The following is a 14,351-nucleotide window of genomic DNA, read 5'->3' as shown; positions in this document are numbered from 1 at the left end:
CAATTAAAGTAAATTGGAATCAATAAGTTTGTGACGTAACGCAAGGTGCGTTAGTTCAACATCGGTGGTTACGCCTAACTTTTCGAACATGCGATAGCGATAGGTATTCACTGTTTTCGCGTTAATACTAAGTTCCTGGGCAATATCAGGAACCCGTTGTCCTTTAGTTAGCCTAAGCGCAATACTTAATTCACGAGACGACAATTCATTAAACGGATTATCTGCGCTAGGAGAGAGCTTTTCAATTGCAATACTGTGCGCTAATTCGTTGTCGAGATACTTTTGTCCCGCCGCGACTTTGTAAATCGCGCGTATCACTTCACTTGGCTCTGCATCTTTGGTAAGAAAGCCGAAGGCGCCTGCATTCATAACCTGCATAGGTATAGGGCTTTCTTTAACCATAGACACACACACCACGCGGGTGTTTTCAGACATTCGAACAATTCGCTTGGTGGCTTCAAGACCACCAATGCCTGGCATATTCACATCCATGAGTACCACATCTGGCGCGTTCTTGCGGCAAAGTTGCACCGCTTCTTCTCCATTCTTTGCTTCTGCAATAATAGAAAAGTCTTTTTCGTCTTCCAAAATTCGGCGGATCCCTGTTCTGACCAAATCATGATCATCTGCTAGGATAATTTTAATCACACTAGTATCTCACTGACTACAATTATATATGTCCATGATATTAAATAGGCTTTAAGCCCTACTTAACACTTATATTGACATCATCAATACGCATTCTTCATCATACCACGAGATACGACAAGGTGAACCTTAAGGTTAGAATTTATGGCATTCAACGCGCATATTGGTGCTTTATTTAACCCAGTTAACACGGGGTATTAGTTACGCTTATGAAGCATAGGCAAAAAGACGTTTAAGCGCTTTTGCAATGAATGTTGGATGGCAAGCTAAATTTAAACGAATAAAGCCAGGGGCACCAAACTGGCTTCCATCAACCCCAACAACGCCTCGTTCGCACGCCGTTTTAAAGGTATTGTCCGGAAAGTGACTGCGTAAATCTAACCACAGAAAATACCCTGCATCTCCCATAGAATAAGAGACATCCAAGGGAAGTGCTTGCATTATAGCGTGGGTATATTGACGATTAATATGAATTGCTTCTCTTACTCTATTGAGCCAAGGCAAACCGTGCTCATAAGCCTCTTTTAACGCAACTTGCGAAATGGACGAAGCGTCTAAATGACGACGACTCACTTCTTGCTTAAAGCGCTCGCGCAACGCATCGTTTTCGATTAACGCATACGAAGCCCCCGGAATAGCCGCCAAATTAAATGCCTTTGAAACGCTATTAAAATGAATACCATTTTTTAGACACCCATCACTTTTAACCCTTCCCTTCTCTGGACACCCATTGTTGTCACCCCACCTTTCTGGACACCCACCCCGACCTTCTGGACACCCACTACTTTCACCGTCACTTACTGCGTCACTTTGTGGACACTCATCGTTAGTACGCCATAAGCTCGCTATATCGAGAACGGTGTCGTCGTTGTTAAGATATCCATAACCGAAGGGTAAAATTGGTTGTTTTGGGGCACTATTTAAATAGCCAAATTCACTATGAACCTCGTCACTGATAATAGTGATACCGTGGGTGTCACAAAACAGTGCCACAGCTCGCTGAATTTCGGCAGGTAATATTGTTCCAGTGGGATTATTGGGGTGGCACACCACCAGCGCTTTTGCATCGGGCTGAAGTAGAGCGATTAACTGTTTAAAGTCATCTTGCTTTGCGTAAGCAAGCTTTAACAAAGGGATCTCGATAAGAGTGCGTTTTTGATTTACTATCCGTTCTTTTAAAGGGCCATAAGTAGGCGACAGTAGCATGACTTTGTCCCCTGGCTGCGTTAGCAACGATAGAGCTATATCCACCCCACTCATTACACTTGCAACACTTGTTACACTTGCCGCTGACACCCTAACACCTTGCGTTGAAAACCACTTAGAAACTATCGGCCCTATCTCTATCGCTTGATAACCAAAATTGTTGGTTAAAAAACGGCTGCAGCCTTCAGCGATGTGACTTGATGGGTGTGTGTCCATGTCGGCGATCCACATGGCAATAGATTCTGGCGCAGCGTAGGGAAAACGATGGGCTAAATGATGTTTTAGTCGCCTTGTATAGGCTGAGGTTTTCGCATTATCAGGGGGAAGCGCATTCGATTCTGTGTCAACCGTACTGGGGCGCTGCCAAATTTGCGCCTTTTTGAAAACAGGCGCAAATTCATTTGTAATGCTATCGATATGCGTAACCCATTGCTCTAATTGGGCTTGCTTCACAGTCAGCTATTCCTTTCGAAATACATTAAACTCTGATAAAGAATGTTGATATTTGCGTTTCGTTTCCCGTATGACAAAAGGGACCTCTCGCGGTGGCGCTACGCGCTTTAACTGTGGTTTTAACGTATCCTCTAAGGCTTCGGTTGAGGTAAGAGTTTCGCCATTTACGTCTTTATTGCCGCCTAGCCACTCGCTACGTTCTGTGTATTCTTCAAGCCAAGTAAAAGGAGATGCTACTACCAATATACCGCCTTGGTTTAAACGTTCAGTAATATCTTTTAGCACTTTTCTCGGGCTATATACTCTATCAAGCAAGTTCCCCATAAAGATAAGGTCGTAACCAGTGAACTGGGCTTTTAGATTACATGCATCCCCTTGATAAAAATGAGCACGATGTGCGCTTTTATCAAGCCCTAAACTTTTAAGTTTACGAACTTTGAATGACGTAAGCTCACCCTCTTCTATCAAGGTATAGCGGATTTCTCCATGCTCTTGCATGGCAAATGCTGTTTTAATAAAGCGTGCTGAGAAGTCGATACCATCTACATGGCTAAATATTTTAGCCAACTCAAACGTAGAGCGCCCCACAGCGCAGCCTAAATCTAAGGCTTTGTTCATTTTCCCGCCCTGCATAAAAGAGACGCAAAAATCGGCGCTAGCTTTACCAAAATTCTCTACCCCGAAATACGTGTCACCATAATGAAACTCACTGTACTGAGAAACTTGTGTATCGCTTTCATAATCCAAATCATTTACCGCAATGGGTTGGGCTGATTGAACATATCTAAAACCAGCATGTTGAAAAAAGTGTCGTCTAAAAGCATAACGGCTATTCTGCATAGCCTCATTCCCTGTCGATATCCAGCTGCCACCTTTTATAAGGTTATGCTTGTTATCAAACGTAGGTGTAGTGAAATCATCATACAAGGGATGAACCTTAAACCCGTCAAAGGGATAGATGGGCGTTTCCGTCCACTGCCAAACGTTGCCCACAATATCGTAGAACCCATTTTTCTGGTGGGTGTCTACAGGTACACTTGAGGCATAGCGTTGTAAGGCAATATTGAAGCCATCACTATAGGTAGGTTCATTAACGTTGGCATAGTCACGCAAGCGCAACCATTCACTTTCCGTAGGAAGACGAATAACTTCACCAGATTTGACACTCATATAATTACAGAAGGCTTTCGCTTCATGGTAATTAACATCGACAGGCCAGTTTAGCGGCAAATCAATGAGATTTAACATGCTTCGATATTGGTAGCCGGTATCACTTTTAATCCAAAAAACAGGATGTTTCGCGTTGGTGTATTCACGCCACCTATTTCCTTCTTCTTCCCAATACTCAGCATTTTGGTAACCCCCGTCTTCAACAAACTGAAGAAACTCGCCGTTAGATACTAAATATTTACTGGTTTTAAATGCACTTACTTCGTCTTCGAGTAAGCCATATTCGTTGTCCCAGCCATAGTAAGCGTCATCCCATTGTTTATTGCTATATACCTTTCCGCCGGGCACGTCTAAAAGGCTATTGCCCGGGGCAGTTCCGCTTTCTGGGCACATGGGCCAGGCCTTGTGGTTTGTTTCAACACATGTAAGAGGGAGTTGGCGGATCAACACAGATGACGTTTCTAGGTGAATACGCTCGTGTTCAATACCCATAATTATCGGCCACATTGCACTTTCCCAAGTAATAGGCAAAGTGAAATCAAGTGTATCGATGAGAGAAAGTACGGTGTCGCGCACCTTTAAACGATAATCGCGAACGTCACATACCGCAGGCCAAGTGTAGTTGTTTTCGTTTAAATCATCCCAGCTCATCTCATCTACACCAATGGCAAATAGCGATTCGAACTCAGGATTAATTCGGTTAGTCAGCAACTTAGCTAATATTAACTTATTTATAAAGAACGTTGCTGTATGTCCGTAATAGAAAATAAGTGGATGACGAAGTTTTTCGGGGCGCTGATAATAAGCGTCATCATTTTTTAAACTAGTAAATAAACACTCGTACGTATCAAAAGAATCTAAGAAGTATGCTTTTATTTCTTCGCGTTTCTGCTCAATACTGCCGTCTCGCAAGTTGAGCGTACTTTTGGCCTGCATAATATCCTCATTATTTTTATCTATGTTGTTGCGCACACGAAAACCTTGCCTGCAATGAGTAGTCTGCATTTAGTGTTATATAGCGTAGAAACCCGTATGTATATAATGTTTTACCACAATAATTGATATGCAGAGGTTTAACTTTGTTTAGGTTATTTTGGAATGAACGCTTAATACCTTAAAAGGACACGCCGAGATCAAAATAAATTTCGCCCCTATGGCGAAAGATGGAGGCAATAAACAGGTTGCAATACAAATAGGTGAATTAAATGATGGTACTTTGCATTGCAGCTATCAGAAATACGCAAGTACGCGTTACATGACTTTTCTTGAGCATAAAAAAACCCGCAACAATGTGCGGGTTTTACGAATATGGCGGAGAGTGAGGGATTCGAACCCCCGGTGGGTTTGACCCCACGTCTGATTTCAAGTCAGGTGCATTAAACCGGGCTCTGCCAACTCTCCTTAAGTGCTGCGTATCTTAATGATTTAATTTTCTCTGTAAAGCACTAATTTAAATATTATTGTTCAACCGACCAATTGATAAACAAAGTGTTTAAATTTTAGTACAATCAGATAAAAAACACACCGCGGACATTAAGAAAACTAGGCGTTCCATACAAACATACTCGCTGGTTTTGTCAGTAAGGTGAGCGATATCGTATTATCAACGTTGCGCTCGTTCGCACCATAACAAACATGAAGTGGAATTAAATGCTCTGGCCTTGGATGAGAAAATATTGCCCCAGGCGCCCTATTCCATTCTATAAGCTGCTGCAAACGCGCTGGTTCCGCTATTGCACTCGATGCCATCGTATCTTGTAACCAATTATTAAAACGATGCGCGTTTATATGGGCTTGTTCTGAATCGTCAAAAAACGCCCGCATGTTATGAAATGACGTACCAGAACCTAGAATTAATACGTGTTCATAATTCTGTCTTTCTTCTAATATTTGCCTTAACGACTTACCTAAATCAAGATGTTTGCTTGCATCAAGATCAGCGCAAAGAGATACTTGAACACAGGGAATATCAGCATTTGGATACATAATAGTAAGTGGAATAAACATTCCATGGTCAAACCCCCGGCGTGAATTAGTGACGGCTGAAATTCCCTTGTTTTGCAATCCGCTAACAATAGATGCTGCCAGGTTGGGTATACCTAGTGCTGGATACTGTAACCTATACGCGCTGGCAGGAAAGCCATAATAATCGTAAATTAGCTTAGGCTGCTCACCCGTGGTTACGTTAACGCTCGCTGCCTCCCAATGCGCGCTAACGACAACTATTGCATCAGGTTTAGGGATGTCCTTAGAAAGTTGCTGAAGTATTTCAATCATTTCTTTGTGGTGATTTTCGCCACTTTCTCCTTCAGGCCTATTGCTTTCTAGAATTGGTAGAGGTCCACCACCATGAGAAATATAAGCTGTAGTAATTTTCATCGTTGGTTCCCTAGTTTCAATAAAACAGATAAATCTCGAGGAAAAGATGGCAGAGCATCTTAGTCTGCCTCCTCCTTTGAAAATCACACTTGTTAGCGACCTATTTTATTGCCGATGATGCTATCTATCGAAAACTTTCCAGCTCCCTGAATGGTTAAAGCGATGGTTGCTGCAAGTAGCGACAATGCGAACTCATAACCGTTATTACTCATGAATAAACCGTTACTAGCATGAACTGTGAAAATGGCGACTACCATCGTAAATGCACTTAAAGCAGCGGCAGGACGGGTAAGAAATCCCACAATTAATGCTATACCCCCGAAAAACTCTGCACTACCAGCCAGTAACGCCATTAAAAAACCGGGAACCAAACCGATACTCTCCATCCACTGTCCAGTGCCCTCAAGCCCGTAGCCTCCGAACCATGCAAACAGTTTTTGCGCACCATGAGCCGCTAAAATAACGCCTATCGGTAAACGTAATATCAAGCTAGCTGCACTTTCATTGGTAGAAAATACTGCCTTTACTAATTGTTTGTTCATCGTAGAACCTCCCTCACTCATGTTTTGGAAAATGCCCATCTATATAGATGGCCACGTTTAAACATTATTTAATTAAATAGCCGGTTAGCTAAATCTCGTTTGTATAGACGTAGAATAGTTGACAACATATTTTGAATAAAGCGACATAATATTGAATAATTACCAATGTAATGTTGTTAATTATTGGGCTAAGAAAGGCAATGGATAAAATAACACTTCTTCAAACCTTTGTTGTGGCGGCCAACGAAGGCAGTTTTACGCGCGCAGCAAATAGGCTTAACACATCAAATCAACTTATAAGTAAGTATGTGGCACAGCTTGAAAAACACCTAGATGTGCGATTATTTAATCGCACTACTAGAAAGATCCACCTGACAGAAGCAGGACAGCAATGTTTGCTGCACGCGAATAATATTCTGGAAAGTGTGAATGACATGGAAAGTCAATTAGGTCTTTTACACACGCAGGCAAAAGGGGTACTGCATGTAAGTGCTCCTGTGTCTTTTTCTACCCTTCACCTTTCCGCCGCTCTTGCTGCTTTTCAAAATGCCCATCCTAATATATCGGTCAATTTACAACTTAATGATCGCAAAGTGGATGTAGTAGATGAAGGTTTAGATGTAGCACTTAGAGCAGGTCATTTAGCGAGTTCTGCGTTAGTGGCTAAAAAGATCACTACAATTAAACTGGCCCTTTGTGCCTCGCCTGCATATTTACAGCGGTATGGAACGCCCACGCATCCCTCGCAATTAAGGCCCGAACATTACCTTGAATACGCATATGTAAATTACGACAACGACAAATCCGAACTACTTAAAGCGCTTAAAGCGAATGCTCAAAAGGTTCCCCCAAAACTTATCGCTAATAACGGAGAAGTACTTACAGACGTAGCGAAACAAAGTGATGGCTATGTACTGCAACCTACATTTATTACCGGTGAGGCGGTAAAACGTGGTGAATTAGTGGCGATTTTAAAAGATTATGTTCCTCAGGCTATTTCACTTTATGCCGTATACCCACACCGGAAACTTGTTTCAAACAAGCTTCGCGTTTTTATCGACTTTATTTCTAACTATTTCGAAGATACACCGTATTGGGACGAATAACTGCAATGGGTGCTTTGAGACACCCATGTTTTGTAAACGGGAAGATGCTTTGAGACATCCATGTTTTGTAAACGGGAACGAGACACCCACTTTTTAGTCACCCTCATTTTTAATTGTGGGTGTCTCAAACCACGCAAATAAAGCGCTACTAATGCGTGTCTTGACATAGTCTAAAACATCGGCAGTAGACACCCATGCAATACGCTACTGTCTAAACGTTTCCATTAATGCAGGTACTCCCGGAAACATTCCTATAAGTGCCATAACAAAACACAATATTAGAAAGGTCAGGCCAGGTATCATCCAACGACCAGCTTTGCCGAGATTGCCCGCGCGCTCTTTACAACCTACTAAACCTAGGTTGTCGAGTAACATTGTAAATGACCACCCAAATACTGGGTTAACCAGAACAGAAGATATCACTACTAGGGCTGCGGATTGCGTAGTCTTGCCTTCTCGCGTCATTTGCATACCTGCCTCCATTAAGGGTAAAAACACCCCCACGATCAAGGCTACACATAGTACTGGAGGCCAAATAGCGAGATCCATAGGGAAACCAAGCACGGCAGCACCGATACAAAGCATACCGGTGACGATAGCGCCGCCTGGAATTGGACGTCGAGCGATTGAAGCCGGAATGATGTAGGTTCCCCAAGATGAGGCTAAGTTCCCCCCTCCCAGTACACTCCCTACGGCTTGGCGCGTAGAGGCCGAAATCATAGTGTCATCAATATTCATATGCGCCTTGTCACTGTTCTTAGGGTAGCTTAGCTTTTGAAAAACTTGGTGACCTAAAAAATCAGGCGACCACATAGCAACGGCAAGCACAGCAAAAGGAAGGACAGCGACAAAGTGTGACCATTCAGGGATACCTAGCTTCCACCCGGTATTTTCTCCCCACCAATATGCGGGGTTTAAATTAGGCATACCTGGCGACGTAACGAATTCAAATGGCGCGCCGAGAGCAAGGGCAACGACCGCAGCCATAATTGCGCCCAGAGGTATGGCGAGCCACCGCTTTTGAATATGCTCTAACCATGCGTACATGACTATTGTCATAATTAAAACAATGAACGCTAAATAAGCCATATCAAACCCTTCAGCCCACGCAAACAGTTTTTTAACCTGCCCAGTGATACCTATAAAGCCAAGGTAGAGTAACAGTCCCCCGCAGACACCATTGCTGGTAAGTTTAGCTAGCAAGCTTCCGCCTTTTGTTATTCCAAGTAAAAAACCGAAAAAACCAATGAGCAAACCAAGTGCCATCGGGTGCCCCCCGGAAGCTACGATTAGCGGTACCAATGGAAGTAAGGGACCATGTGTACCCGCTAAATTTGCTGAAGGGTTAAGACACCCCGAAATGAGGATAACAAACAGTACTGCAGCAATAAGTAATTCAAAACGTACGTTTTCAATTACAAAGGAAGGGCTTAAACCCAATGGTGCTGCAAAGGCCCCCACTACCGCTGCAACCATTACGATTTTACCTATCGTTGCTGCCATACCAGGCACTAAGTCTTCCCATTCAATTCTGTAATCGCGTAACAGTAAGTTTACCCGCCAGCGTTTCGGCTGGATGATTTGGAGTTCGTGATTGAGATAATCTTCTCTTGATGAAAAATCAGCCTGAGGTTTATGACTGTCTTGATAGCTAGTGGAGTGACTATCTGAGTTGATGGGGTTTTCCTGTAACACTGAACACCTTTGTTGTTGCACTAAGATTGAAGCGCAAGCCTAAACATGTAAATAACTTGTAACAATGAGACTCTAGTCTTAGACACCCATCGAAATGATGACTGAAATTAAATGTGAGGGTTTCTTTTAACGTCTTGAATCTTACACTTAATTCGATGCCTCGCCGCTCCCCTTCCTAGCCACGCAAGCGGTAATACTGATAGCTAGATGTGTATTTTCATAAAGCGGGAAAAAACGGTGGGTGTGCTGGTATTTTGCCGTCGGAAAATGCTTTAAAAGGCGTCGATATTAAAAAGTGGGTGTCTTAGTATTTAGCGTCAGTATTTAGCGAACATACTATAGGTGGTTCGAAACGCTTTTTCATATTACTAAGCGCAAAAAAAAAGCCTCACATTACTGCGAGGCTTTTTCAAAAATATGGCGGAGAGTGAGGGATTCGAACCCCCGGTGGGTTTGACCCCACGTCTGATTTCAAGTCAGGTGCATTAAACCGGGCTCTGCCAACTCTCCTTAAGTGCTGCGTATCTTAATGATATTTTTATGACTGTAAAGTGAAAAATGAAAAAAAGTGTTTAACTGCCGAGAATTCATTCAATTAGACTATTTATTACCGCAAAGAGGTGCTTTTATCTTCAGTTAACAGTCTTTTCATCTGAAACTACTTGAAAATGGGAACTAAAACCCATACAACATACACTAAATAACTGTGTACCATTTTGGTCATATCATAGTCCTGTTGGAGGAAACAATGGATCAACGTTCGATGTATTCAAGTGCATCTCAACCATCAGTATTGCAAACGAACAAGGTTCTACGCAATACGTACATGCTGCTTGCGATGACACTAGCGTTTAGTGCGGTTTGTGCGGGTATAGCTATGGCGGTAGGCATTTCTCCTATGATGTCTCTGGTTATGACTATCGGCGCATTTATTACTTTGTTTGTAGTACAAAAGAAAGCGGACTCCGCATCTGGTATTTACTGGGTGTTCGCTTTTACAGGCCTTATGGGCGCTTCGTTAGGCTATACACTCAACTTCTATTTAGGCGTAGCAGGCCCTGGTCTAATCATGGAGGCACTAGGTGCAACTGCACTAGTATTCTTTGCGTTGTCAGGCTATGCGCTAACTACAAAGAAAGATTTTTCCTTCATGGGAGGTTTTCTAGTCGTTGGCCTTGTAGTAGTACTTGTAGCAGCAATAGCCAACATATTCTTTGCTGTGCCTGCTGTGAGCTTAGCGATTAGTGCTGCCATTGTATTTATTATGTCGGGTTTCATCTTGTTCGATACCAGCCGTATCATTCATGGTGGTGAAACAAACTACATTCGCGCTACGGTTTCGCTATACTTGAACATCTACAACTTGTTCACTGCGATCCTTCACTTGCTAGGGGCGTTTGGCAGCGACGACTAATTGAAACGATAAAGGTTAGAGCAAACACCCCTTCATCGGGGTGTTTTTGTATGTATGTCTAAATACTCAATTTTAATAACAAGCGACCCTTACGAAGGGCATGAAGCAAGCAAAGCGATAGCATTTGCTAAGCGTCTGCTAACTAGTGGTCATGATGTAGAAAATGTTTTTTTCTACGGACGCGGTGTTCTTCACGCTAATGATTTCATGCTCGAAAATGGCGATGAGTTTTTTGCTCACAAACATTGGGTAGCGTTAGCGAATGATCATCACGTCCCTCTCTTAGTTTGCGTTACTGCAGCAGTAAAACGCGGTGTAGTAAGTGAGCTAGAAGCTGAAGAAAACGGACTACCCGGCAGCAACATGCACGCGCCATTCGAACAAGTGGGTTTAGGCGCCTTTTTTACTGCACTTCACAAGTGTGACAAGTTGGTGCAATTTTAATGACCAAACTACTCGTTAGATTTACCCATTCTCCCTACTCGTCTAGTGACAGTGCGAGTGGTTTAGACTTTACTCTCGCGGCTACCAACTATGGCCACGAGGTTGCTGTGCTATTTGAAAATCAGGGGGTTTTACAGCTACTTCAAAGCCCTTCGTTAAAGCACGTAAAGAATCATAGTAAGCGGTTAGCTTCAATGCCTTTTTTCGATATTGAAGACAGCTATGTTTGCCAAAATAGCTTTGAAGAAATAACAAAGAGCCTCGAACTTGGACAGCCACAGTTTGACGCGCTTATCCAAAACCTTGAAGCACAGTTTATCGATACGGCGAGGAAGGTAGAGTTATTTGAAAGTGTAGATCACGTGGTAACCTTCTGATGATAATTTATATCACCACCAAGACTCCCACTAATAGTGATTGTGCTTTTATCGAACATGCTGTTATGCATGCAAAGGCGCAAGTCGTTCTAGCCGCTGAGGCGGTATATAGCTGGAAAAAGTATAGTGCTTTACTAAACAAGCCTATATTTGCATTGAGCGATGACTTAACGCTAAGAGGTATTCAGACTGACGGCGATTTATTACCTCTTACCACCGATAAGCTTGCGGAAATGTCTGAATCAAGTAAAAGTTGGATAGTAATAAATGACTGAAAATAAGCACTATTTAGAGTTTAATGGCAACAAAGTACCTACAGATAAACTCGGATACTTTCTCGATTACACCCTTTGGGAAGAGTCTATGGTGGAAACGTTAGCCGAGCGAGAAAACATAACGTTAACCGAGGCGCATTGGGAAGTCATTCGGTTTGTACGAAATTTTTATGAAGAATATGAAACGAGCCCCGCCATACGCGCTTTAGTGAAAGCCATGGCATTGAAATATGGTCCCGAAAAAGGAAATAGCCGCTACTTGCAACGTCTTTTTCCTAAAGGCCCCGCGAAACAAGCCACTAAGCTTGCCGGCCTTCCAAAGCCCGCAAAGTGCTTATAAAACTAAATATTAACCAGTCCCATTGAGGGATGAATTACATTGTGAAAATAACAATGTATAACCCAAATTACGCATTTATATAAACCGATAGTTAAGTATAGTTACGCCTATTGCGCTTATAATAGTAAACCTAAACGTACTAAGATTTTAGGAGTCTTATGGATCTCATATTTTTTGACTTAGACGGTACATTACTCAACAAAGATTCAGTAATTTCAGCGTATACAAAGGAAACGCTTAAACTGCTTCACCAGCGTAATATAGCCTATACCGTAGCGACAGGTAGAACTATGCTTTCTGCGCATAAACTCATTGCTGAGCATAATTTTGCGTTACCCCACATTTACAACAATGGTGTAGCTGTTTGGGATCCCACTGTTAAAGCTTTAACGCTAGAGAGTTTGCTAAACGATAATGAAGTAAACATCGTTATCGATTGTGCGAATGAATACGGTATTACACCTTTCGTTAATACCGTCAGTGATCACGCCCATTGTATTTTCCATGGCCCCACTCAACATCAGGTAGAACGCGACCTTATTGACAAGTATTTTTCAAAAACTGATGCGCTATTGTTTCCCCTAACGTCTCTCGCCTCCGGCGCAAAAATTACAAATATAAGTATGATTGGTGAAGCGAAAACCATACGAGAGATGTGGAGATATTTAAATAGTTTGGACTCTCTAGTTGCGTATTCGGGCCCAGCCGTAGAAGGACAAAATTTCAGCTGGATGGATGTCCACCACCGCTTGGCTAGTAAAGGCAACGCAGTACAAAACCTAAAGCGTAAATTGGGGGCCACTAACATTATTTGCTTTGGCGATAGCGATAACGATGCCAGTATGTTTGAACTTGCCGATGAGTGTTATGCCCCCGACAACGCCAAACCAGCCATTAAAACATTAGCGAGTGATGTTATAGAACATCACGACAAAGACGGAGTTGCGCGCTTTCTTCGCGAACGTTTCTCGTTGTAAATTGCCCAATTCATAGACATCCATCCGCCCTTACAAGGTAGTTTACGCATAAGCTTAAGAGCACTATTAACTCCCACTACAAATTTGGGACACTCACAAATTTGAGACACCCATGTCATATATTGCAGACTATTCTGTACGTATAGACAGTATTCTAAGCGATAAATAACACGCACAATGTCGGTCTACTAACTTAACTGTAGAGCGTCACATGCCTCAACCAAGAAAATCTCTGATCAATTTGTCTGACACGCCCTACTACCACTGTGTTTCGCGCTGTGTGCGCAGGGCATTCTTATGCGGAAAAGATATTTATAGCGGAAGAAGTTATGAGCATCGTCGAAAGTGGGTGGAGAACCGCTTACTCAAGCTAGGGCGTTTCTTTTGTATAGACATATGCGCGTACGCTGTAATGCACAATCATACCCACCTTGTTCTTCACGTAAACAAAAACAAGGCGCAAGGGTTAACTACGCTTGAAGTCCTGCAACGGTGGCATTCGTTACACAAAGGTACATTATTAACGAGAAGGTACATGGACGCATCTCAAAGAAAATACATGAGCGAGGTAGAGTTATCAACGGTAATGTCAGCGGTGCAAGTATATCGCGATCGACTTTACGACATTAGTTGGTTCATGCGCCTACTTAATGAATATATTGCCAGGTTGGCGAATAAAGAAGATGATTGTACAGGCCGATTTTGGGAAGGTAGGTTTAAGTCGCAAGCGCTTCTTGACGAAGCTGCTTTACTTGCCTGTATGGCATACGTAGATTTAAACCCCGTTCGAGCTAGGATAGCTATGCAGCCAATAGATGCATTGTTTACTAGTGCTAGACGCAGAATAGTTGCCTCTAAGAAAAGCCAGACGCCTAAGTCTCTGATGCCGTTTGTAGGAACTACACAAGCTAAAAAGAAACATGGTCTACCCTTTAAATTACGTGATTATCTTCATCTATTACAAGAAACGTGTAATAGAATAAAAATGAGCTGGGAAAATAGACACAATTACCACAATGTCAGCATTTTGAAGCGAGCTGGCATAAACCAATGCTTTTGGTTCGACTGGGTCAACAAAATAGAGACCGCTTTTAGTACCCGAGTTAGCCTAGATATCGCAAGGACGAGACTCGCAAGCCGATAGAACGCTTTATCGTTGATTACTTACACAGCGCAATATCACGCTCACTGTTCCCACTTTTACTCACAATACAACGAGTATTACCCATTTGCCTCATTTTCTCCTAACTTTAGCCGAATAACCCTTCATAACCATAGCCGCAAACGCTATAGAATATCCCTTGCTGAGCTTTTGTATCATGAGG

General features: G+C 42.6%; 14 protein-coding genes and 2 tRNA genes. 8 read left to right on the top strand and 8 right to left on the bottom strand.

The window, feature by feature from the left end; genetic code table 11:
* Positions 1-3 precede the first annotated feature (3 nt).
* The 6 genes from uvrY to GTH32_RS08460 form a co-directional block, all read right to left on the bottom strand.
* On the bottom strand, positions 4-648 hold the full coding sequence (gene uvrY, locus GTH32_RS08485; protein ID WP_163084807.1) for a UvrY/SirA/GacA family response regulator transcription factor: 645 nt from the start codon (positions 646-648) through the stop codon (positions 4-6).
* A gap of 207 nt (positions 649-855) precedes the next feature.
* Positions 856-2,307, bottom strand: a complete 1,452-nt coding sequence (locus GTH32_RS08480; RefSeq protein ID WP_163084806.1) for an aminotransferase class I/II-fold pyridoxal phosphate-dependent enzyme — start codon at positions 2,305-2,307, stop codon at positions 856-858.
* A gap of 6 nt (positions 2,308-2,313) precedes the next feature.
* A complete protein-coding gene (gene ovoA, locus GTH32_RS08475; RefSeq protein WP_163084906.1) occupies positions 2,314-4,413 on the bottom strand; it encodes a 5-histidylcysteine sulfoxide synthase in 2,100 nt (699 codons plus the stop codon).
* 373 nt (positions 4,414-4,786) lie between these two features.
* Positions 4,787-4,878: transfer RNA gene (locus GTH32_RS08470), tRNA-Ser, on the bottom strand.
* A gap of 141 nt (positions 4,879-5,019) precedes the next feature.
* The gene (locus GTH32_RS08465; protein WP_163084805.1) at positions 5,020-5,856 is read right to left on the bottom strand and encodes a DODA-type extradiol aromatic ring-opening family dioxygenase; all 837 of its coding nucleotides are present in this window, start codon (positions 5,854-5,856) and stop codon (positions 5,020-5,022) included.
* Between the two features lie 92 nt (positions 5,857-5,948).
* Entirely contained in the window at positions 5,949-6,398 is a 450-nt protein-coding gene (locus tag GTH32_RS08460; RefSeq protein WP_163084804.1) for a DoxX family protein, read from the bottom strand.
* A gap of 200 nt (positions 6,399-6,598) precedes the next feature.
* Here GTH32_RS08460 and GTH32_RS08455 point away from each other — a divergent pair, with 200 nt between their 5' ends.
* Complete coding sequence (locus GTH32_RS08455; RefSeq protein ID WP_163084803.1) at positions 6,599-7,504, top strand: LysR family transcriptional regulator; 906 nt, start codon at positions 6,599-6,601, stop codon at positions 7,502-7,504.
* Positions 7,505-7,708: 204 nt separating this feature from the next.
* On the opposite strand, the gene GTH32_RS08450 is transcribed toward GTH32_RS08455, so the two are convergent.
* Both GTH32_RS08450 and GTH32_RS08445 read right to left on the bottom strand, forming a co-directional pair.
* Entirely contained in the window at positions 7,709-9,199 is a 1,491-nt protein-coding gene (locus GTH32_RS08450) for a DUF3360 family protein (RefSeq protein ID WP_343033407.1), read from the bottom strand.
* A 418-nt stretch (positions 9,200-9,617) separates the two neighbouring features.
* A tRNA-Ser gene (locus GTH32_RS08445) sits at positions 9,618-9,709 on the bottom strand.
* 238 nt (positions 9,710-9,947) lie between these two features.
* Between GTH32_RS08445 and GTH32_RS08440 the strand changes: the two genes are divergently transcribed.
* The 7 genes from GTH32_RS08440 (at position 9,948) to GTH32_RS08410 (ending at position 14,170) form a co-directional block, all read left to right on the top strand.
* Positions 9,948-10,613, top strand: a complete 666-nt coding sequence (locus tag GTH32_RS08440) for a Bax inhibitor-1/YccA family protein (protein ID WP_163084802.1) — start codon at positions 9,948-9,950, stop codon at positions 10,611-10,613.
* 54 nt (positions 10,614-10,667) lie between these two features.
* Positions 10,668-11,057: a sulfurtransferase complex subunit TusD gene (tusD, locus tag GTH32_RS08435; RefSeq protein ID WP_163084801.1), complete on the top strand. Its 390-nt coding sequence runs from the start codon at positions 10,668-10,670 to the stop codon at positions 11,055-11,057.
* Entirely contained in the window at positions 11,057-11,434 is a 378-nt protein-coding gene (locus tag GTH32_RS08430) for a DsrE family protein (protein WP_163084800.1), read from the top strand. Before tusD ends, GTH32_RS08430 begins: the two co-directional genes overlap by 1 nt.
* Complete coding sequence (locus GTH32_RS08425; RefSeq protein WP_163084799.1) at positions 11,434-11,709, top strand: hypothetical protein; 276 nt, start codon at positions 11,434-11,436, stop codon at positions 11,707-11,709. Before GTH32_RS08430 ends, GTH32_RS08425 begins: the two co-directional genes overlap by 1 nt.
* Entirely contained in the window at positions 11,702-12,049 is a 348-nt protein-coding gene (locus tag GTH32_RS08420) for a TusE/DsrC/DsvC family sulfur relay protein (protein ID WP_163084798.1), read from the top strand. Before GTH32_RS08425 ends, GTH32_RS08420 begins: the two co-directional genes overlap by 8 nt.
* A gap of 158 nt (positions 12,050-12,207) precedes the next feature.
* Positions 12,208-13,026, top strand: coding sequence for an HAD family hydrolase (locus GTH32_RS08415; RefSeq protein ID WP_163084797.1), 819 nt, complete (start codon positions 12,208-12,210; stop codon positions 13,024-13,026).
* 535 nt (positions 13,027-13,561) lie between these two features.
* Positions 13,562-14,170: a hypothetical protein gene (locus tag GTH32_RS08410; RefSeq protein WP_425482365.1), complete on the top strand. Its 609-nt coding sequence runs from the start codon at positions 13,562-13,564 to the stop codon at positions 14,168-14,170.
* The last annotated feature ends 181 nt before the right edge of the window (positions 14,171-14,351 follow it).

The organism is Alteromonas profundi, from assembly GCF_010500865.1.
Lineage (GTDB): Bacteria > Pseudomonadota > Gammaproteobacteria > Enterobacterales > Alteromonadaceae > Alteromonas > Alteromonas profundi.
The sequence above is the reverse complement of the archived record's forward strand: the minus strand, read 5'-3'. Positions and strand labels throughout refer to the sequence as shown.

Excerpts from the sequence above, each read along its gene's own strand:
- GTH32_RS08420 (WP_163084798.1), top strand. The coding sequence starts at position 11,702 with ATGACTGAAAATAAGCACTATTTAGAGTTTAATGGCAACAAAGTACCT.
- GTH32_RS08460 (WP_163084804.1), bottom strand. The coding sequence starts at position 6,398 with ATGAACAAACAATTAGTAAAGGCAGTATTTTCTACCAATGAAAGTGCA.
- GTH32_RS08425 (WP_163084799.1), top strand. The coding sequence starts at position 11,434 with ATGATAATTTATATCACCACCAAGACTCCCACTAATAGTGATTGTGCT.
- ovoA (WP_163084906.1), bottom strand. The coding sequence starts at position 4,413 with ATGCAGGCCAAAAGTACGCTCAACTTGCGAGACGGCAGTATTGAGCAG.
- GTH32_RS08410 (WP_425482365.1), top strand. The coding sequence starts at position 13,562 with ATGGACGCATCTCAAAGAAAATACATGAGCGAGGTAGAGTTATCAACG.
- GTH32_RS08415 (WP_163084797.1), top strand. The coding sequence starts at position 12,208 with ATGGATCTCATATTTTTTGACTTAGACGGTACATTACTCAACAAAGAT.
- GTH32_RS08465 (WP_163084805.1), bottom strand. The coding sequence starts at position 5,856 with ATGAAAATTACTACAGCTTATATTTCTCATGGTGGTGGACCTCTACCA.
- GTH32_RS08440 (WP_163084802.1), top strand. The coding sequence starts at position 9,948 with ATGGATCAACGTTCGATGTATTCAAGTGCATCTCAACCATCAGTATTG.
- GTH32_RS08455 (WP_163084803.1), top strand. The coding sequence starts at position 6,599 with ATGGATAAAATAACACTTCTTCAAACCTTTGTTGTGGCGGCCAACGAA.
- tusD (WP_163084801.1), top strand. The coding sequence starts at position 10,668 with ATGTCTAAATACTCAATTTTAATAACAAGCGACCCTTACGAAGGGCAT.
- GTH32_RS08430 (WP_163084800.1), top strand. The coding sequence starts at position 11,057 with ATGACCAAACTACTCGTTAGATTTACCCATTCTCCCTACTCGTCTAGT.